This is a genomic window from Cellulomonas fimi ATCC 484 (genome assembly GCF_000212695.1).
Lineage (GTDB): Bacteria > Actinomycetota > Actinomycetes > Actinomycetales > Cellulomonadaceae > Cellulomonas > Cellulomonas fimi.
Window position 1 is genome coordinate 2119878 of the sequence record NC_015514.1, and the last position, 19283, is coordinate 2139160.

At 74.4% G+C, this 19283-nt stretch carries 15 protein-coding genes; 7 read left to right on the plus strand and 8 right to left on the minus strand.

The genetic code is table 11. The annotated features are described in order from the left end of the window. Window positions 1-56: 56 nt before the first annotated feature. A complete protein-coding gene (locus CELF_RS09680) occupies window positions 57-263 on the plus strand; it encodes a hypothetical protein (RefSeq protein ID WP_013771070.1) in 207 nt (68 codons plus the stop codon). A 74-nt stretch (window positions 264-337) separates the two neighbouring features. Here the strand turns inward: CELF_RS09680 and CELF_RS09685 are convergent, their stop codons facing one another. The 3 genes from CELF_RS09685 to ligD form a co-directional block, all read right to left on the minus strand. Then, window positions 338-1510 carry an App1 family protein phosphatidate phosphatase gene (locus CELF_RS09685; protein ID WP_013771071.1) on the minus strand — a complete coding sequence of 391 codons (1173 nt, stop codon included), beginning with the start codon at window positions 1508-1510 and terminating at the stop codon, window positions 338-340. Continuing rightward, window positions 1507-2079, minus strand: coding sequence for a Dps family protein (locus CELF_RS09690; protein ID WP_013771072.1), 573 nt, complete (start codon window positions 2077-2079; stop codon window positions 1507-1509). The genes CELF_RS09685 and CELF_RS09690 overlap by 4 nt, the downstream gene beginning before the upstream one ends. A gap of 97 nt (window positions 2080-2176) precedes the next feature. Next, on the minus strand, window positions 2177-3058 hold the full coding sequence (gene ligD, locus CELF_RS09695; protein ID WP_013771073.1) for a non-homologous end-joining DNA ligase: 882 nt from the start codon (window positions 3056-3058) through the stop codon (window positions 2177-2179). 179 nt (window positions 3059-3237) lie between these two features. Here ligD and ku point away from each other — a divergent pair, with 179 nt between their 5' ends. From ku to CELF_RS09715, 4 genes are all read left to right on the plus strand, one after another. Continuing rightward, the gene (gene ku / locus CELF_RS20930) at window positions 3238-4293 is read left to right on the plus strand and encodes a non-homologous end joining protein Ku (RefSeq protein WP_013771074.1); all 1056 of its coding nucleotides are present in this window, start codon (window positions 3238-3240) and stop codon (window positions 4291-4293) included. Next, complete coding sequence (locus tag CELF_RS20935) at window positions 4290-5378, plus strand: PHP domain-containing protein (RefSeq protein WP_013771075.1); 1089 nt, start codon at window positions 4290-4292, stop codon at window positions 5376-5378. Before ku ends, CELF_RS20935 begins: the two co-directional genes overlap by 4 nt. A gap of 144 nt (window positions 5379-5522) precedes the next feature. After that, window positions 5523-5804 (plus strand): HU family DNA-binding protein, encoded by a 282-nt coding sequence (locus tag CELF_RS09710; protein ID WP_013771076.1) that lies wholly within the window; start codon window positions 5523-5525, stop codon window positions 5802-5804. 115 nt (window positions 5805-5919) lie between these two features. Next, complete coding sequence (locus CELF_RS09715) at window positions 5920-6345, plus strand: Fur family transcriptional regulator (RefSeq protein WP_232014217.1); 426 nt, start codon at window positions 5920-5922, stop codon at window positions 6343-6345. A 16-nt stretch (window positions 6346-6361) separates the two neighbouring features. Here the strand turns inward: CELF_RS09715 and CELF_RS09720 are convergent, their stop codons facing one another. After that, complete coding sequence (locus tag CELF_RS09720) at window positions 6362-6850, minus strand: DUF6328 family protein (protein ID WP_013771078.1); 489 nt, start codon at window positions 6848-6850, stop codon at window positions 6362-6364. A 100-nt stretch (window positions 6851-6950) separates the two neighbouring features. On the opposite strand from CELF_RS09720, the gene CELF_RS09725 reads away from it, so the two are divergent. Beyond that, a complete protein-coding gene (locus CELF_RS09725) occupies window positions 6951-8009 on the plus strand; it encodes a threonine aldolase family protein (protein WP_041553425.1) in 1059 nt (352 codons plus the stop codon). Between the two features lie 129 nt (window positions 8010-8138). On the opposite strand, the gene CELF_RS09730 is transcribed toward CELF_RS09725, so the two are convergent. The 3 genes from CELF_RS09730 to CELF_RS09740 form a co-directional block, all read right to left on the minus strand. Beyond that, window positions 8139-10382, minus strand: a complete 2244-nt coding sequence (locus CELF_RS09730; RefSeq protein ID WP_013771080.1) for a cellulase family glycosylhydrolase — start codon at window positions 10380-10382, stop codon at window positions 8139-8141. Window positions 10383-10511: 129 nt separating this feature from the next. Further along, a complete protein-coding gene (locus CELF_RS09735; RefSeq protein WP_013771081.1) occupies window positions 10512-13130 on the minus strand; it encodes a glycoside hydrolase family 6 protein in 2619 nt (872 codons plus the stop codon). 239 nt (window positions 13131-13369) lie between these two features. Beyond that, window positions 13370-14359: a LacI family DNA-binding transcriptional regulator gene (locus CELF_RS09740; RefSeq protein ID WP_232014218.1), complete on the minus strand. Its 990-nt coding sequence runs from the start codon at window positions 14357-14359 to the stop codon at window positions 13370-13372. Window positions 14360-14543: 184 nt separating this feature from the next. Here CELF_RS09740 and CELF_RS09745 point away from each other — a divergent pair, with 184 nt between their 5' ends. Further along, window positions 14544-17243 (plus strand): substrate-binding domain-containing protein, encoded by a 2700-nt coding sequence (locus CELF_RS09745; RefSeq protein WP_013771083.1) that lies wholly within the window; start codon window positions 14544-14546, stop codon window positions 17241-17243. An 85-nt stretch (window positions 17244-17328) separates the two neighbouring features. Here CELF_RS09745 and CELF_RS09750 read toward each other — a convergent pair whose 3' ends face one another. Then, window positions 17329-19119: a DEAD/DEAH box helicase gene (locus CELF_RS09750; RefSeq protein WP_013771084.1), complete on the minus strand. Its 1791-nt coding sequence runs from the start codon at window positions 19117-19119 to the stop codon at window positions 17329-17331. Window positions 19120-19283 lie beyond the last annotated feature (164 nt).

Sequence of the window (19283 nt, forward strand, 5' to 3'; positions counted from 1 at the left end):
GCCCACGCAGCGGGCCGGACGTGCGTCCACCTCGACGGGCCGGTAGAACCGACGTCATGAGCGCCGACCGTGACCTGACCTCCGACCCCGCCGCCGAGCACCTCGCGGAGGCGGTGCCCCCGGAGGCGGAGCTCGCCGCGGCGGACGCCCGCTCGGGCGGCGACCCCAGCCGCGCGCCGCGGTCGCTGCTCGCGGTCGAGCTCGAGCCCGACGACGAGGCCATCGCGAGCAGCGAGGACTGGGACGACCCCCAGCGCCTCTGACCCGCGGCACGCGCGGTTGCGGTCACCGCGCGTGCGCACGCCGCCGCCTGCGCGGTGCCGGACGCCGGCCGGCGTCAGGTGCTTCGCAGGCCGTCGGGCCCGACGGCCCGTCGCAGCACGTAGCCGTCCGCACCCTGCACGACCGGCATCCCTTCGCGCACCGCCGCGCGCTCCGCCGTGCGCGCCTCGGGCGTCGGCGCCGGCAGCCCGTGCGCGAGCACGTGCTCGCTGAAGGTCAGCTGCCGCAGCAGGATCGCGCGCACGTGGTCCGGGTGGTGCGTCGCCGCACCCGCGTAGATCTCGGGGTCGCGCTGGCCGTCGTCTCCCACGAGCACCCACCGGACGTCCGGCAGCTCGTGGAACAGCCGGCGCAGCTGGCCGACCTTGTGCGCACGCCCCGACCGGAACCAGCCGGTGTTCGTCGGGCCCCAGTCGGTGAGCAGCAGGGGACCGGCGGGGTACCCGTAGCGGTGCAGGAAGCGCGCGATCGCGGGCGCTGCGTTCCACGCACCGGTCGACAGGTAGACGACGGGCATCCCGGGGTTGCGGCGGCGCAGCTCCGCGTACAGGTCCGCCATGCCCGGGACCGGCTCACGCGCGCTCTCGTGCCGCACGAGGACGTTCCACGCGGCGACCAGGGGACGCGGCAGCCGCGTCACCATGACGGTGTCGTCGATGTCGCTCACGAGCCCGACCCGGGCCTCGGGGTCCACGACGAGCACGGGCGCGCGCGACGTCGCGCCGTCCTGCGTCGTGATCTCCACGTGGTGCCAGCCGGGCGGCAGGTCGGAGTCCAGGACGACGTCGAGGTAGCCGCCGCGGTCGGTCGCGACCTCGTGCTCGAGGCTGCCGACCCGCACCGTCACCCGCGCACCGGCGACCTGCGCGGTCGCGAACGAGCGCCAGCCGCGGACGGAGGGCGCGGGCCGCGCGTCGACCTGCGCCTCGCCGCCGGCACCCGGCAGGTCCGACGAACGGGTCGACGGCGGCGCGAGGAGCGTGCGCGCGAGCACCCGCACCCAGCCGGGCGCGCCGTACCCCGCGAACGTCTCGACCCGCACCGTCCAGCCCCGGCGCTCCAGGACGGCCGCGAGCGCCCGGTCGAACCCGTCCTCGAGCCGGGCGGCGACGTGCAGACGCCGCGTCGGGCTGGGCGGCTGGGCCGACCCGGAGCCCGCGCGGCGGGTGCCCCAGCGTGCGGCACGGAGCACCGCGCGCCGGGCCCGGTGCTCCGTGCCTGCGCTCACGCGGACGCCTTGTCCTTCGAGCGGGCGGCGTCGGCCGCGGCCTTCTCGCCGTCCGCGGACGCGGTGCTCAGGGAGCCGCCCGCGGACTCCAGGTGCGCGCGCACGAACCAGTGGAACAGCTCGAGGTCGTGCAGGTGACCGATGAGCAGGTCGTTGGTGACGTCGTCGAGCTCCTCGACGTCCTTCGCGGCCTGCCGGTGGTCGGTGATGACGCCGACGTAGACCTCGTCGAGCGCGCCGAGGTGCGCGATCGCGGTGTCCCGGCCGATCGAGTAGTCGTCCCACGTGCGCGCCTTGACGAGCGCGCCAGGGGTCCCGACGGGGGCCACTCCGAGCGTGGCGATGCGCTCCGCGATCGCGTCGACCATGAGCCGCACGGCGTCGACCTGCGGGTCGAGCATCTCGTGCACCGCGATGAAGTGGGGGCCGACGACGTTCCAGTGGATGTGCTTGAGGGTCAGCGCGAGGTCGTTGAGGGCGTTGAGGCGCTGCTGGAGGACCTCGGCGACCTTCGCGCCGTCCTGCGGGGTGAGCGACGGGACGGTGTACTTCGGCAGCGGACGTGCCATGAGGACGGTCCTCCTTCGGGGCTCGTGGCCGGGACGTGGGTCGTCCGGCGCGTCCACGCTGCCAAACCGGTCGCGACCTCGCCAGCGGAGCGGCCGGTCACGCGAACGGGTCGCCGTCACGTGCCAGGCGGTCGACCACCTCGTCGGGACCGAGCTGGTCGAGCCCCGGCCCGATCTCGTCCCACCAGCGCGGAGCGGCGACGCGCGGCAGCTCGCGTCCGCGCAGCGAGTACGGGGTGATGGTCGTCTTGGCGGGGTGGTTCTGCGACCAGTCGAGCAGCACCTTCCCGCCGCGCAGCTCCTTGCGCATGACCGCGACGACGAGCGACGGGTGCTGCTTCGCGAGCGCGAACGCGAGGTCGCGCGCGTACTGGCGCACCTCGGGCGCGGACCGCTTCCCCGGCAGGCGGGCGTAGAGCTGCATGCCCTTGCTGCCGGAGGTCACCGGCACGGTCTCACCGAGACCGTCGTCGCGCAGGCGGTCGGCGACGAGGTGCGCGACCCGCGCGCACTCGTCGAGCCCCGCGGGCGCCCCCGGGTCCAGGTCGATCACGAGCCGGTCGGGCGGGCGCACGCCGCCGCGCGGGCCGACGGTCCACTGCGGGGTGTGCAGCTCGAGCGCCCCCTGGTTGGCGCACCACACGAGCCCCGCGAGGTCGTCGACGAACGGCAGGACGAGCTCGGTCCCCTCGTCGTCGTCGTTGTTCGGGGCTGCGGGCAGCGTCTGCCGGCGCAGCCACTCGGGGGCGCCGCGCGGGACGTTCTTCTCGAAGAACTTCTCCCCGGCGACGCCGTCGGGCCAGCGGATCCGCGTCACGGGACGTTCGTGGAGCTGGGGGAGCAGGGCGGGGGCCACGCGCACGAGGTAGTCCATCACCTCGGCCTTGGTCGTCCCCGTGGACGGGTACATGACCTTCTCGAGGTGCGTGACGCGCACGTGGCGTCCGGCGACGTCGACGGTCTGGCGCTCGGGTGTCACGGGCGACGCTCCCACGGCTCGGGTTCGGGTGCCGCCCGCCGCCCGGTGCGCCCGACCAGGGCGCCCGGGTGGCGGGCCGGGCCTGCACGGGTCCATCCTGCCCAGGTGGGCCGCGGTCGTCGCGGGCTCGCCGGGGCGTGCCCCGACCAGCGGTGCCCCCACGACGGAGGTGACGGACGGTGCGAGCGATCTGGAAGGGCGCGGTCGCCTTCGGGCTCGTCAACGTGCCGGTGCGGCTGTACGCGGCGACCGGCGAGCACGAGGTCACGCTGCACCAGGTGCACAAGGCCGACGGCGGCCGCATCCGCTACCGCAAGGTGTGCAGCATCGACGGCGAGCAGGTCGAGTACAGCGAGATCGCCAAGGGGTACGAGACCGACGACGGCGAGCTCGTGGTGCTCACCGACGAGGACTTCTCCCGCCTGCCGCTGAGCACGGAGCGCGAGATCGAGGTCATGGAGTTCGTGCCCGCCGAGCAGGTGGACCCGATCCTGCTCGGCAAGACGTACTACCTCGAGCCCGAGAAGACGGCCGCGAAGCCGTACGCGCTCCTGCGCGGCGCGCTCGAGCAGGCGGACCGGATGGCGGTCGTCAAGGTCGCGCTGCGGCAGCGCGAGTCGATGGCGGTCCTGCGGGTGCGGGACAAGGTCATCTGCATGCAGATCCTGCTGTGGCCCGACGAGGTGCGTGCCGCCGACTTCCCGATCCTGGACGCGGACGTCTCGGTCCGGCCGCAGGAGCTCGCGATGGCGTCCTCGCTCGTCGACTCCCTCGCCGCCGACTTCGACCCGTCGCAGTACGAGGACCGCTACTCGGCGGCGCTCGAGACGCTCATCGAGACGAAGATCCAGACCGGCGACACCCGCGCCGTCCCCGCCCCGGCGGGGGAGGAGGGCGAGTCCGGCGGCGGCGAGGTCGTCGACCTGCTCGCGGCGCTGCAGCGCAGCGTCGAGAAGGCGCGCGGCGGGCGCACCGAGCCCGCCGCCGAGGAGAAGCCCGCGAAGGCCCGCCGCACGGGCACCGACGACGCGGACGCGGACGACGACGGCGGCGGCAGCCGGCGACGCGCCCCGGCGAAGCGGTCGACGGCGTCGACGGAGAAGGCCCCGGCCAAGCGCGCGACGACGTCGGCGCCGGCGAAGGCCACGAAGCAGCCGGCGGCGGCCTCGAAGGACAAGCCCAAGGACGAGGGCTCCGGCTCGACGACGCGCCGGACCCGCCGCAAGGCGTCGTGAGCACCGCGCGGCGTGGCGCGGCGAACCGGGACGGGGCGGGCGCGGGCACCGCGGCCGAGCGGCGCGACGCGGCCGTCGCGGCGCTGCGCCGGATCGCGTTCCTGCTCGAGCGCGCGCAGGCGAGCGCGTACCGCAGCGAGGCGTTCCGTGCGGCGGCCCGGTCGGTCGAGCGGGAGGACGCGGACCGGGTCGTCGCGCTCGCGACGTCCGGCGGTCTGACGGACCTGCCCGCCGTGGGGGCGCGGACCGCCGAGGTGATCGCCCTCGTGGTCCGCGGCAGGCCCGTCGAGTACCTCGACCGGCTGGAGGCCGAGCACGCGGCGACGCAGGCCGCGCCCGTCGCTGACGCGGCCGCTGCGCTCCGGCGGAGGCTGCGGGGCGACCTGCACGCGCACAGCGAGGCCAGCGACGGCGCGACGCCGATCCAGGAGATGGTCCTCGCGGCGCTCGAGCTGGGCCACGAGTACCTCGCGATCACGGACCACTCGCCGCGGCTCACGGTCGCCAACGGCCTGTCGGCGGCCCGGCTGCGCGCGCAGCTCGGGCAGGTCGCTGCGCTCAACCGGGCGGTCGGGCCGTTCGTCGTGCTGAGCGGGATCGAGGTCGACATCCTCGACGACGGCGGCCTCGACCAGGACCCGGACCTGCTGGACGAGCTCGACGTCGTGGTGGCGTCGGTGCACTCGAAGCTGCGCATGGACCGCCGCGCGATGACCGAGCGCATGGTCGCAGCGGTGCGCAACCCCCGGACCGACGTGCTCGGCCACTGCACGGGGCGCCGGCTCACGGGCCGCCCGCGCCCGCAGAGCGAGTTCGACGCGCACCGCGTCTTCGCGGAGTGCGCGCAGAACGGGGTCGCCGTGGAGATCAACTGCCGCCCGGACCGCCTCGACCCGCCGCACGACCTGCTGGAGGTCGCCGTGGACGCGGGGTGCGACTTCACCATCGACACGGACGCGCACGCACCGGGCCAGCTCGACTGGCTCGCGGCGGGCTGCGAGCGGGCCGCGCAGCACGGGATCGACCCCGACCGCGTCCTGACCACGTGGCCCGTCGAGAGGCTGCGAGAGCGGACGAGGCCCTGATCACAGGCGTGCCGTGCGCGGACGAGGCGTACGGAGGCGTTAGGGTCTGCGGAGCCCTCGGTCACGCGGACCTGCCGCGCGCCCGACGGGCCTCGGCCCTCACCCGGGTCCGCATTCCCCGAGTCAACAAGGAGCACACATCTCGTGAGCGTCAACCGCACCGAGCTCGTCCAGGCAGTCGCCGCCAAGGCGGGCACGGCCAACGCCGAGGCGGACAAGGTCCTCAAGGCCTTCCAGGAGGTCCTCGTGGAGCAGCTCGCCGCCGGCGAGTCCGTGACGATCCCCGGCTTCCTCGCCGTCTCGCGTGCCGAGCGCTCGGCGCGCACGGGCATCAACCCGCAGACGGGCGAGAAGCTCGAGATCCCGGCCGGCTACCGCGTCAAGCTGACCGCGGGCAGCGTCCTGAAGCGCGCCGTCCAGGGCTGACCCCCGAGCGACAGGGCCGGGCCCCGACCACCGTGTCGGGCCCGGCCCTGTCGCGTGCGGCGAGGGTGCCGGCCCGACCGTCGGCCCCGGGTCGACTATGATGCGAACGAGTCTCATGAAGGAGCGCGAACCCATGGTGGTGGTACGGCAGACGCGGCAGCGCGCCGAGATCCTCGAGCTCCTCGACGGCCTCGACGAGTTCCGCAGCGCGCAGCAGCTGCACGAGCTCCTGCGCGCCCGCGGCTCGGGGGTCGGGCTGGCGACCGTCTACCGCGCGGTGCAGAGCCTGTCGGAGACCGGTGAGGTCGACGTGCTGCGGACCCCGGACGGGGAGTCCGTCTACCGGCGCTGCGCGCAGCGCAGCCACCACCACCACCTCGTCTGCCGGTCGTGCGGCCGTACCGTCGAGCTCGACGCCGCGCAGGCCGAGGCGTGGGCCGCGCAGGTCGCGACGGCGCACGGCTTCGCCGACGTCGACCACACGATCGAGCTCGTCGGCACGTGCGCGCCGTGCCGCGCGGGGACGTCGACGCCCTCCTGACCGGCACGGCCCGCGGTCAGCTCCTGCTCGACCGCGCGATCAGCCGCGGGACGAGCCACCACGCCGCCGCCAGCACCGCGAGCGAGACGCCGCCGACGAGCCAGCCGATCTCCCGGGTGCTGACGACGTCGAACAGCAGCATCGCGCCGCCGGAGAGCACGAGCGCGAGCACCACGAGCCCCGCACGCGCGAACACGTCGGCGGCGGCGACGAGCTGCGGCTTGAGCCGACGGCGGAACAGCACCCGGTGCAGGCTCACGGGCGCGACGATGAGCGCCGTCGCCAGGACCGCGAGGACCACGAGCACCAGGTAGAGGTCCTTCTGGTACGCGTCGAGGTCCGCGAACCTCTGCTGGAACGGGATCGTGAACAGGAAGCCCGTGAGGATCTGCGTGCCCGTCTGCGTGACGCGCAGCTCCTGCAGGAGCTCGTTCCAGTTCCGGTCCATCCGCTCCGTGAACGTCTCGTTCCGGTCGTCGTCGTGCGGCTCGTCGTGCGACGGCACGGGCCCTCCTTCGGTCGTGTCGCACGGATCATGCCGCAGGTCCGGGCCGTCCGCAGGGCGGGTGTCCGGGGCACCCGTCGTGCCAGGGGAGACTGGGGGAGTGAGCCGACTCCACGACCCCGAGCACCGTGACTTCGCGTCCGACAACTACGCCGGCGTCCACCCGGAGGTCCTCGCCGCGCTGGCGGAGGCCAACGGCGGGCACCAGGGCGCGTACGGCGCCGACGCCTACACCGCGCGCCTGCAGGAGGTCGTGGCCGACCACTTCGGCGCGGGCGCGACCGCGTACCCCGTGTTCAACGGCACGGGAGCCAACGTGCTCGCGCTGCAGGCGCTCCTGCCGCGCTGGGGTGCCGTCGTGTGCGCGGAGCAGGCGCACATCCAGACCGACGAGAACGGCGCGCCCGAGCGGGTCGGCGGGCTCAAGCTGCTCACGGTGCCCACCCCGGACGGCAAGCTGACGCCCGAGCTCGTCGAGCGCCAGGCGTGGGGGTTCGGCGACGAGCACCGCGCGCAGCCGGGTGTCGTGTCGATCACGCAGAGCACCGAGCTGGGCACGCTGTACACGCCGCAGGAGATCCGCGCGCTGGCCGACCAGGCGCACGCGCTGGGCCTGCGGCTGCACGTCGACGGCGCGCGGATCGCGAACGCCGCGGCGGCGCTCGACCTCCCGCTGCGGGCGTTCACGACCGACGTCGGCGTCGACGTGGTGTCCCTGGGCGGGACCAAGAACGGCCTGCTGTTCGGCGAGGCCGTCGTGGTGCTCGACGACGACGCCGTGGTCGGCCTGCCGTACCTGCGCAAGGCCGACATGCAGCTCGCGTCGAAGATGCGCTTCGTCTCCGCGCAGCTCGTCGCGCTCCTCGAGCAGGACCTGTGGCTGCGCTCGGCGCGCCACGCGAACGCGATGGCGGCGCGGCTGCGCGCCGGCCTGGAGACGGCGGGCGACCGGGTCCGGTTCAGCCAGCCGACCCAGGCGAACGGCGTGTTCGCCGCCCTGCCGCCCGGTGTCGCCGACGCGCTGCGCCGCACGTGGCGGTTCTACGACTGGCGGCCCGCCAACGGCGAGGTGCGGCTCATGTGCGCGTTCGACACGACCGAGGCGGACGTCGACGCGTTCGTCGCCGAGACGCTGCGGCTCCTGGACACCACGGCCTGACGGCCGGAACCGTCGGGTGCGGAGCGCCTGCGCCTGACGGCCGGAACCGTCGGGTGCGGAGCGCCTGCGCCTGACGGCCGGAGCCGGCGGGTGCGGGGTGCGTCCCCCGACCCGCCGGCTCCGTCAGCGTCAGCGCGTCGTGCAGGTCGCGCCGCCGACCGTGAACGTCGCCGGCGCCGTGTTGGTGCCGGTGTGCGTGCCGCTGAAGCCGATCTCGACGCTCGCCCCCGGGGCGAGGACGGCGTTCCAGGCCTCGTTGGTCGCCGTGACGCTCGACCCGGACTGCGCCCACCGCGCGCTCCAGCCCTGGGTCAGGGTCTGCCCGGACGGGAAGGCGAACCCGAGCGTCCAGCCGCTCAGCGCCGTCGTGCCCGTGTTGGTGAGCGTGACGGCCGCCGTGAAGCCACCGCTCCAGCCGTTCGCGGTGTACGTCACGGCGCACGAGCCCGTCGTCGGGTCGGGGGCCGTCGTCACGCCGACCGGCGCCGACGCGGCCGACACGTTGCCCGCCGCGTCGACCGCGCGGACGGTGAACGTGTAGGCGGTCGCCGCCGACAGGCCGGTGACGGTGTGGCTCGTGCCGGTCGGACGCGCGACGAGCGTGCTCCCGCGGTACACCTCGTACCCCGTGACCCCCGAGCCCCCGGTGTCGGTCGACGCCGTCCACGTCAGCGGCACGGAGGTCGCCGTCGGGGTGCCGGCCGTGAGGCCCGTGGGCACGGACGGCGCGGTCACGTCACCGCCGCCGGCCGCGGTGCGGGCCGTGACCGCCGCCGACGCCGCCGACGTGTTCCCGGCGCCGTCCTTCGCCCGGACCGAGAACGTGTACGCGGAGTCCGCGGCCAGGCCCGTGACGGTGTACGAGGTGGCGGTGGTCGTGCCGACGAGCGTCGTCCCGCGGTACACCTCGTACCCCGCGACGCCCGAGCCGCCGGTGTCGGTCGACGCGGACCACGTCAGCGGGACGGTCGACGCGGTCGGCGTTCCCGCCCGGAGCCCGGTGGGAGCGGTCGGCGCCGTGGTGTCGGGCGTGCCGCCGCCGACCTGCGAGATCGACGTGCCGGTCGTGCTGCCGACACCGCCGAGCGGGACCTGGTGGTCGAGCCCGACGTACTTGCCGCCGTGCTTCCACAGCGTCGGCTCGAGCATCGTCGAGTACTTGACCTCGTCCCACGTCTTCCAGTCGTCGAGCAGCAGGCCGCCGGTGTCGCCCGAGTTCGGGTTGAGCACCCAGAAGGTCTGGCTCAGGCGCCGCTCCGCGACGAGGTCGCGCAGCGCGGCCATCCACTTGTCCTGCCGCGGGTCCTGGCCGAGCCGTCCGCCCCACTCGCCGATGAGCAGCGGTGCGATGTCCTCGTCGTGGATGAACAGCCAGTTGGGTCCCCACACGTCGGCCGTCAGGGACGCCTTGTCGAAGTCCTTCTGGAACCACTTCTGGTCGAACACGAGCGGTCCGTAGTCGTGCGGCGAGTACACGAGCTGGTCCTGGTGCGCGCCGAGGTCGATCGGGTGGTCGCGCACGCCGCGCAGGTTCCCGCCCCACCACGTGCCGTAGTAGTCGGTCAGGCCCGTCGACGTCCACGGGACGCCCGGCTTGGGGTAGATCTCGACGCCCTCGACGAACACGAGCCAGTTCGGGTTGATCGCGAGGATCTTCTTCGACGCGGTCTCGGCGAAGTGCTTGAAGTTGTCCTTGTCGGTCGTGCCGTCCCACTTGGCACGCTCGGTGGAGCCCTGCGTGCCGTGCGGCTCGTTCTTGATGTCCGCGCCGACGATGGTGTCGTCGTCCTTCCAGCGGGTCGCGGCCCACTCCCAGCCCTCGTACACGTCCTCGGTGGTGATGTCGCCCTTCCACCACATGTTGTAGACGTGGCCCGAGTTGTCGGCCTCGGCGGAGTGGACGTCGAGGAACACCTTGATCCCGTACTTCTGGCACAGCGTCAGCCAGTACTCGAAGATCTGCAGGCTGTTCTTGCCCTCGAGCTCCGGGTTCGCGTACGTGTTCACGTTCGGCTTGAGGAACGTGCCGGCCTTCCACTCGAGCAGGAGCTGGGTGGAGACGGGCACACGCACGACGTTGATGCCGCGCTGGGCCATCTGCTGCGTGATCTGCGTGATGTTCCCGGACCACAGCCCGTGGAACACACGCTCGCTCGCGTTGAAGCCGAACCAGTTGACGCCGGAGAGGATCGCCTCCTTCCCGGTCGAGTCGACGATCGTGTTGCCCTCGACGTGCAGCCAGTCGTCGCCGGTCGCCGCCTGCGCGGGCGCGGCGACGAGGGTGAGGGGTGCGGCGAGGACGGTCGCGGCCAGCAGGCCCGAGACCGCCGTCCGCACGCGGGTGCGTGCGCGGGTGCGCGATGCGGAGTGCACGGGTTCTCCTCGGTTCGTGGTGGTGGGGACCCGGTGGTGCGGCCGGGCGGTGCACGCCGTGCGGGGGCCCTCCGGGACATCCGGAGGACCCCCGCCGGTCATGCGGTCGGTGCCGTGGGCACCGTCAGGTCAGCCGAGCGTGCAGGCGACGCCGTTGAGCGTGAACGCCGTCGGCGCGGTGTTCGTGCCGTTGTGCGTGCCGTTGAAGCCGATCGACACGCTGGAGCCGGCGGCGAGCGTGCCGTTCCACGGCGCGTTCTTGGCCGTCACCGCGGTGCCGGACTGCGACCACTCGGCGCTCCAGCCCTGCGACACCTTCTGGCCGTCGGCGAAGGAGAAGCCGAGCGTCCAGCCGTTGAGGGCCGCGGTGCCGTTGTTCTTCACCTCGACCGTGCCGGTGAAGCCGGTGTTCCACGAGCTGGCGGAGTACTTCACCGTGCAGCCGCCGGACGTGGCCGCCTGCGTCCGGGCGGAGACGGCTGCCGAGGCTGCCGACACGTTGCCCGCGACGTCCTTGGCCTTGACCGTGAACGAGTACGCGGTGTCCGCCGCGAGGCCGGTGACCGTGTAGCTCGTCGAGGTCACGGTCGCCACGCGCGTGGTGCCGTTGAAGACCTCGTAGCCGGCGACGCCCGAGCCGCCCGCGTTGTCCGTCGAGGCGGTCCACGTCAGCGGGACCGACGAGGTCGTCGTCGTGCCGGCGGTCAGGCCGGTCGGGACGGACGGGGCCGTGGTGTCGACCACGGTGCCGGTCTGCGTCGTCGCGGAGACCGCGGCGGAGGCGGCGGACGTGTTGCCCGCGACGTCCTTGGCCCGCACGGAGAACGAGTACGTGGTGCCGGCCGTCAGGCCCGTGACCGTGTAGCTCGTCGCCGTCGTGGTGCCGACGACCGTCGTGCCGCGCAGGACCTCGTAGCCCGCGACGCCGGACCCTCCGGCGTTGTCGGTCGAGGCGGTCCACGAGAGCGGGACCGTCGTGGTCGTCGTCGTGCCGGCCGTCAGACCGGCCGGGACGGACGGCGCCGTCGTGTCCGTCACGGTGCCGGACTGCGTCGTCGCGGCCGCCGCGGCGGAGGCCGCCGAGACGTTGCCCGCGGCGTCCTTCGCCCGGACCGTGAACGAGTACGCCGTGGCCGGGGTCAGGCCCGTGACGGTGTAGCTCGTCGCGGCGGTCGTGCCCACGAGGGTCGTGCCGCGGTAGACGTCGTAGCCGGTGACGGCGACGTTGTCCGTCGACGCCGTCCACGACAGCGGGACCGACGTCGCGGTGGTCGTGCCGGCGGTCAGGCCGGTCGGCACCGTCGGCGCCACCAGGTCCTCGACGGGCGTCGTGCCGCCGATCACCGGGTACGCGTTCTTCACGAGGGTGACGAACTGCTCCTCGAACCACTGGCCGGCGAGCGGCGCGTTGGGCGTCGCACCCGTCAGCTGGTTGTTGAGCTTGGGCGAGACGAACGTCGGGTCGCACATGCGGTCGAACCGCTTGCCCTGGTCGTTCGGGATGTCGGTCGAGGCGCCGTCGGACTCACCCGGGGGCTTGATCCAGACGAACGCGTCGAGGTGCGACGCGGCGTAGCCGGACGGCGTGGCCTCCGGGAACCGGCCGATGCCCGCACCCAGCGGGTTGCACCACGCGCCGCGGTGCACGCGACGGTCCACGCGGTTCGCGTCGACGTAGGCGTTCACGTCGGTGCTCGCGGTGATCGACGTCGGACGGTTGGGGCCGCCCCAGCCGTTGCGCGACGTGTCGACGAGCATGCCGATCGACGACGGGAAGCCCGCCGCGACCAGCAGCCGGTGCATGTGCGCGGTGTAGTCGATCTCGTCGAAGTCGAAGTTCCACTCGTAGAACTTCGACGACCGGATCGGGGTGTTGTTGATCGTCAGGGACGAGTCGGAGAGCAGCGGCTCCTCGAGCGGCGTCGTGTTCGCGACGTCGGACACGAACCCGTCGATCGACGCGAACCCGGCCGTCGTCGACTTGGCGACCTCGGCGAACAGCGTCGCGGACGGGCCCGCGTTGCTGTCCCAGCCGAGCCAGCCGGAGTGGCCGATGTCGATGTAGTTGTAGACGTTCGGGATCGCGTGCAGCTTGTCGAGCGCGTACTTGACGCCCTGCCGGTAGTACGGCGCCGCCTGCTGGCAGGCGGGCTCCGAGATGTTCGTCGTGAGGTTCGGCAGCGAGTCGGGCTCGATCGTCGCGGCGATCCGGATGCTCTCGTACTCCGGGTTGTCGAGCAGGTCCGCGATCGGGTCGATGTACTCGCTCTTGTACCGCGCGAGGCCGGCGTCGGTCGCGGGCAGCTCGCCGTTGGACGCGAGCGCGAAGCAGTCGCGGCCGGGCAGGTCGTAGATGACGAGGTTGAACACGAGCGGCACGCCCGCGGCCTTCTGCTGCGCGACGGCGTTGTCGAGGTGGAACTTCAGGCCGTTGCCGTCGGCGTTGCCCGTGATCGCGCTGATCCGGTCCATCCACACGGCGGTGGGCTGACCCGCGACCGTCCGCATCTTCGCGGCGAGGGCCGGGTCCGCGCTCTGCCGGCCGGCAGCGGCGTTCACCGAGGCGGCCCACGTGGGGTTCACGTACTGCACCGCGCCGGCGTAGGGGTTGTCGACGTGGACGGGCGCGGCGCTCGCGCTCGTCGCCAGGGTGGTGAGGGGGACGGCGACGAGAGCCGTCGCCGTCGCAGCGGTGGCGACGGCGCGTACGCGACGCCTCACCCCTGCTCGCTTGCCGAGTGTGGACACGTGGTCCTCCGGGTGTCGGTCGGCACGCCCGTACGGACCGTCCCGGCCAGGCGCGAGTCGCCCGGGGGGAGTCCGCAGCGACTGGCGGCTACCTCAGCACGCGGCCACCTCGGCGGGGCATGGGGCAAATCGTTTAAGCCCTGCGCGTTACCTTTTCGTGACCATCCGTGGAACCCGTGGCGGGCGGCGGCGGCCCGCGACACCGGGAGCGCCCCCTGCGGCCGACCCCGGCCCGTGCGTCACCGGCTGCGCGGCCCCGTGCTGCCCCGCACCGCGAGGCCGCCGACCTGGAGCTCCCGACGCACCCGTGCGTCCCCGTCCAGCACCGCGAGCACGGCCTCGCCCGCGGCCAGGCCGAGGTCGCGCTGCGCCGACGGCAGCGTCGTGACCGACGGCGTCGCCAGCCGGCAGAGCGCCGAGTCCGAGCCCGCCACGACCGACAGGTCCCACGGCACCGCCAGGCCCGTCCGGCGTGCCACGTCGAGCGCGGCGATCGCCATCTGGTCCGAGTCGAACACCACCGCCGTCGGCGGTCGGCCGCTCGTCAGCAGCCGCCGGGTCGCGACCGCCGCCTCCTCGGCCGTGCCCGAGGTCGCCTCGTGCTGCAGGCGGCCGCCCGCGGGCTCCAGCACCCGCCCGAGCGCCCCGACGCGCGCCCGGGTCCGCGCGAGCTCCGCCGGCGCCGTCACGACCGCGACGTTGCGGTGCCCCAGCTCCAGCAGGTACCGCGCGACCCGCGAGAACGCGTCCGCCTCGTCCAGCCGCACGCTCGCGAGGTCGTGCTCCTCCGGGACGCCGCCGACCACGACCGCGGGCGCCCGCAGCCGCCGCAGCGCGTCGATCCGCGGGTCCTCGACGAGGACCTCCGTCACGACCATCACGTCGAAGCGGCGCTCCGCCCACCACTCGCCGTAGACCGTGACCGCGGCGTCCGGCCCGTCCACGATCTGCAGCACCAGCGCCAGGTTCCGCGTCGCGAGGACCTCCTGCAACGCCGTCACGAACTCGAGCACCCCGGTCGCGTGCGCGGCCGGGCCCGCGACCGTCCGGTCCACCACCAGACCCACCGCCCGTGGACCCGTCCGCATCGACCGGGCCGCCGCGCTCGGCCGCCACCCGAACTCGTCCGCGACGCGCAGCACGCGCTCACGCGTCGCCGCCGAGACCCCGGGCCGGCCGTTCAGCGCGTACGACACGACGGCGATCGACACGCCCGCGGCACGCGCCACGTCGGTGATCGTCGGGCGTCGCTGCGCGGGGGCCGGCACGGGGACCGGTCCCGTCGTGGGAGGCGGGGGAGTGCTGCCCGCCGTGGACGAGTCATATGCAGGTGTGACCACGATCACCTAGTCTGTCGCCGGATGCGGCACAATTGCACCATCTCGACTCCGACGACGTAGGCGAGGAGCACTCATGGGGACCGTCCGACGGGGTCCGGTGTCGCCGACGGCGCGGCGCACGATCGGGGTCCTGTCCCCGGTCGTCGGCGGTTTCTACTTCGGTGCACTGATCGCCGGCGTCGCCCGCGCCGCCCGTGCCGCGGGGCACCGCGTGGTCGCCGTGCAGACCTACCCCGCGGGCCTCGACCGCGAGCGCTACCCCGACGAGTCCATCCTCGACGCCCCCGTCGCGCTCGGTGCGGTCGACGGCCTCGTCGTCGTCGGCAAGGCGCTGCGGGCCGACCGGCTGGCCGCCGTGCAGCAGTGGGGCGTGCCCCTCGTGCTCGTGAGCGAAGAGCCGACGGGCCCCGACGACCCGGTCGTCGTGCCGGACAACACGGGCGGGGTGCGCGCGGCCGTCGAGCACCTGCTCGAGCACGGGCACACCCAGGTCGGCTTCGTCGGCTGCCTGACCCAGCGGGACATGCGCGAGCGCTTCGCCGCGTACCGGGCGGCCCTCGCGGACCACGGGATCGACGCGCAGGAGACGTGGTGGTTCGACGCGACCGACAACCACGAGCAGGGCGGGGCCGACGCGGCCGCGCGCATGCTGGCCGTCGGGAGGCCGACCACCGCGGTCGTCGCCGCGACGGACCGCAACGCGATCGGGTTCCAGCGGGCGCTGCGTGCCGCGGGGCTCGCGCTGCCGCGCGACCAGGCGGTCGTCGGCTTCGACCACGCGGACTCGGGTGCCCGTGTGACCCCCCGGCTGTCCACGGTGGACGCGCACTACGACCGCGTGGGTGAGACGGCCGTCTCGCTGCTGCTCGCGCGGATGCGCGGCGAGGACGTCGCGGGCGGCGAGTACCGGGCCCCGTCGACCCTGGTCCTGCGCGAGTCGTGCGGGTGCACCGAGGTCGGGCAGCTGACACCGCTCGAGCTCCCGCGTGCCGGCGTCGGCGGCGGGCACCAGGCGTTGCGCGCCCTCGCGGAGACCGCGTTCGTCGGCCCGGCGGGGGCAGGCACCGGGCGGCGCGCGGGCAGCGCACCGCGGGAGACGTGGTGGCACGCGGTCGTCGAGCCGCTCGACGCCGCGGCGGAGCGCGGCGCGTTGCCGGTGCCCGCGGCGCTCGCGCGGCTCGCGGACCTCACGGCCGCCATGCAGCCGCACCCCGAGGCCCTCGAGCAGCTGGTCACGTGCCTGCGGGCCGTCGAGTCGGCCACCTTGGAAGCGCTCCCCGACGAGACGCACCACACGGCCGTGCGCCGGACCGTCACGGAGGTGCTGCTCGCGCTGACCAAGGGCTGCACGCGGGCGATGCTCGCGCGCAGCGGGCAGCTCGAGCGCACGATCGTCGACCAGTACGAGGTCGACATGGACCTGCTCCGCGGCGACGGCGCGAGCCCGCGCGCGCTCGGCTGGCTGCCCCGGGGAGTCCGGGGGCACGCGTGCCTCGCGCTGTGGCTCGGCGGGGACCGCGGCCCGGGCGACCGCGAGCTGGAGATCGTCGGCGTGCACGACACGTCGGGCACGCTGTCGCGGCTCGTCGGCATGCGGACGACCGCGAGCCAGTTCCCGCCGGCGGCGCTGACCCGTGCGGGCACGATCGGGAGCAACGAGCTCACGTTCGTCGTGCCGGTCACGTTCGGGGGCAGCGACTGGGGGCTGCTCGCGATCGACGGCGCCGCCGAGACGCGCGCGACGAGCGCCCGGGACCGGTTCAACCACTGGGCCGCGCTGCTGGCCGTCGCCCTCGACCAGGAGCGGCTGCTGACCTCGCTGCGCGAGCAGCGGCGCGCGCTCGAGCAGGCGGCCGCGCGCGAGAGGTCGCTGGCCGACACCGTGCGCGCGAGCGAGGAGCGGTACGCGCTCGCGTCCATGGCCGCGCACGACGGCACGTGGGACTGGGACGTGTCGGCCGGCACGGTCTACTACTCGCCGCGCTGGAAGCAGACCCTCGGGTACGACGACGAGGTGATCGGCGACTCGCCCGCGGAGTGGCTGGAACGCGTCCACCCCGCGGACCGCGACGACCTGTCGGCGGCGATCGCGTCGCAGCTCGCCGGAGCGGGCACGCCGCTCGAGCTCGAGCACCGCGTGCGCACGTCGTCGGGCGACTACCGGTGGATGCTGTGCCGCGCGGTCACGGTGCTGGACGACGCGGGGTGCCCGGCGCGGCTCGTCGGTGCCCTCGTCGACGTCACGGAGCGCAAGGAGGCCGAGCTCGCGCTGCAGCGGGACGCGCTGCACGACCCGGAGACGGGGCTGGTCAACCGGCTGCTGTTCCTCGACCGGCTCGCGTCCGCGCTGCTGCGCACCCGCCGCTCACCCACGTACGACTGCGCGGTCGTGCTCGTGCGCGTGCTCGAGGAGCAGGTGATCCCCACGCAGGGGCGCCACGACGGCGAGCCGGACGTGCACCTCGACCTGCACCGCGAGCTCGTCCGGCGGCTGCGACGGCCCCTGCGCGAGGGCGACACGCCCGCACGGATCGCCGAGGACGACTTCGCGGTGCTGCTGGACGACGTCGGCCCCGGCGGTGTCCCGGGGCGGGTCGGCCAGCTGCTCGACCAGCTCCGCCACGAGCTGGGGTCGCGGATCAGGGTCGGCGCCCTGGGCAGCATCCGCGGCTTCCGCGACGTCTCGGACGTGCTGCGGGAGGTCGACATCGCGCTGCTGCGCGGCGGGTCGACGACGTGGCACGAGGCCCGTCCGGGCTCGGTGCTCCGCTGACGGCGACGGGCCCGCACCCGGGTGGGGTGCGGGCCCGTCGGCCGGACCGGTCCCGTCGCGCGCCGCGCGGCGGAGCCGGGGTGGGTCAGTGCCGGCCGCGCTGCGGGCCGTGCGAGGGGCGGGACGCCCCGTGCCCGGGGCGCGGGCCGGTGTCGACACGGATGCGCAGCGGCCGTCCGGCGACACGCGTGCGCGACAGGCGGTCGACGACGTCGGCCGACAGCCCGCCCGGGATGTCGACGAGCGCGAAGCTGCCGAAGATGTCGATCTTGCCGACGTCCTTGCCGGTCAGGCCGCCCTCGCCCGTGAGCGCCCCGACGAGCGCCCCGGGCTGCAGGCCGTCGCGGTGACCGACCGCGACCCGCCAGCGCGGCGGGCCGCCCGCGATGTGCGTCTCGGCGCGGCGCCGCTCACGCGGGGGCCGGTCGTCGCCGCCGACCCGCTCGTGACGGCCCGGGGTGAGCCGGGCGCGCTCGAGCGCGTCGTCCAGGTCGTCGCCGTCACGCGGGGTGGGGCCCTCGTCGCCGACGGCGAGCGCCGTCACGGCCGCGAGCAGCTCGATCGGGTCGGTGCCGGGGTGCGCGGCCAGGTGTGCGGCGACGGCCTCGCGGTAGACGTCGAGGCGACCGAGCTCGGCCCGGGCCGGCGTCCGCCCGAGCAGCAGCGCGACGCGGTGCGCGCTCACCTCGGCCGGCGTCGGGATCGGGACCTGCTCGAGCGTCACCCGGGTCGTGCGCTCGATCGTGCGCAGCCGCGACTGCTCGGCGGGGGTGACGAACGACAGCGCGACCCCCTCGCGCCCTGCGCGGCCCGTGCGACCGATGCGGTGCACGTACGTCTCCGCCTCGCGCGGCACGTCGAAGTTGACGACGAGACCGATGCGCTCGACGTCGAGGCCGCGCGCGGCGACGTCGGTCGCGACGAGCACGTCGAGCGCCCCGGAGCGCAGCCGGTCGACGATCTTCTCCCGGTCCGACTGCGCGACGTCGCCGGAGATGTGCGCCGCGGAGATGCCGCGCTCGACGAGGGCGCTGCCGACCTCCTCGGCCGCACCTCGGGTCCGCACGAAGACGATCGTGGCGTCGGCGTCGGTCACCGCCAGGACACGGCCCAGCGCGCCGATCTTGTGCCGGTACGGCACGACCGCGTACGTCTGGCGGACCGTCGTGACCGTCGAGGACTGCCGCGCGACCGTGATCTCGACGGGCTGGTGCAGGTGCTGCTCCGCGACGCGCCGGATGGGCGCGGGCATGGTCGCCGAGAACAGCGCGACCTGACGCCGGTCGGGCGTCGAGGCGAGCACGCGGTCGACGTCCTCCGCGAAGCCCATGCGGAGCATCTCGTCGGCCTCGTCGAGCACGAGGTACCGCACCTGGTCGAGCACGAGGGTGCCGCGGTCGAGGTGGTCGAGCACACGCCCCGGCGTCCCGACGACGACCTGCGCGCCGCGCGCGATGGCCCGCTGCTGCGGGAGGAAGGGCGACCCGCCGTAGACGGCAACGACGGCCAGCCCGGGCAGGTGCGTCGCGAAGGACGTGATCGCGTCGGCCACCTGCATGGCGAGCTCGCGCGTCGGGGTCAGGACGATCGCCTGCACGCCCGCGGTGCCGGCGTCGACCGCGGCGAGCAGCGGGAGGCCGAAGGCGGCGGTCTTGCCGGTGCCGGTCTGGGCGACGCCGACGATGTCACGCCCGGCGAGCAGGGCGGGCACGGCCTGCGACTGGATCGCGGACGGCGTCACGAAGCCGAGGTCGGCGACGGCGCGCTCGAGCGGCGCGGGCAGACCGAGCGTCGCGAACGTGGGGCCGTCGACGGGCGTGACCACGTCGGCGGCGGAGTCGTCGGGCAGGAGGGCAGGGGGCACGAGGGCGCTCATGGGTACCGTTCGGTCAGCGGGGGGAGCCCTGAACCGTGCGCCGGAACGGCGACGGCTGGTCGCTGCTGCCCCGAACACCCGATGGCACCGTGACGGTGCCCAGACCTTCTCGACACGGGCCCGCACCGGTGGTGCGGGCCTCGACAGGGGACGCGCGACGAACT

Coding starts and splice junctions, on each gene's coding strand:
- CELF_RS09680 (WP_013771070.1), top strand. CDS start 57: ATGAGCGCCGACCGTGACCTGACCTCCGACCCCGCCGCCGAGCACCTC.
- CELF_RS09690 (WP_013771072.1), bottom strand. CDS start 2,079: ATGGCACGTCCGCTGCCGAAGTACACCGTCCCGTCGCTCACCCCGCAG.
- CELF_RS09715 (WP_232014217.1), top strand. CDS start 5,920: ATGAAGGAGCGCGAACCCATGGTGGTGGTACGGCAGACGCGGCAGCGC.
- CELF_RS09745 (WP_013771083.1), top strand. CDS start 14,544: ATGGGGACCGTCCGACGGGGTCCGGTGTCGCCGACGGCGCGGCGCACG.
- CELF_RS09750 (WP_013771084.1), bottom strand. CDS start 19,119: ATGAGCGCCCTCGTGCCCCCTGCCCTCCTGCCCGACGACTCCGCCGCC.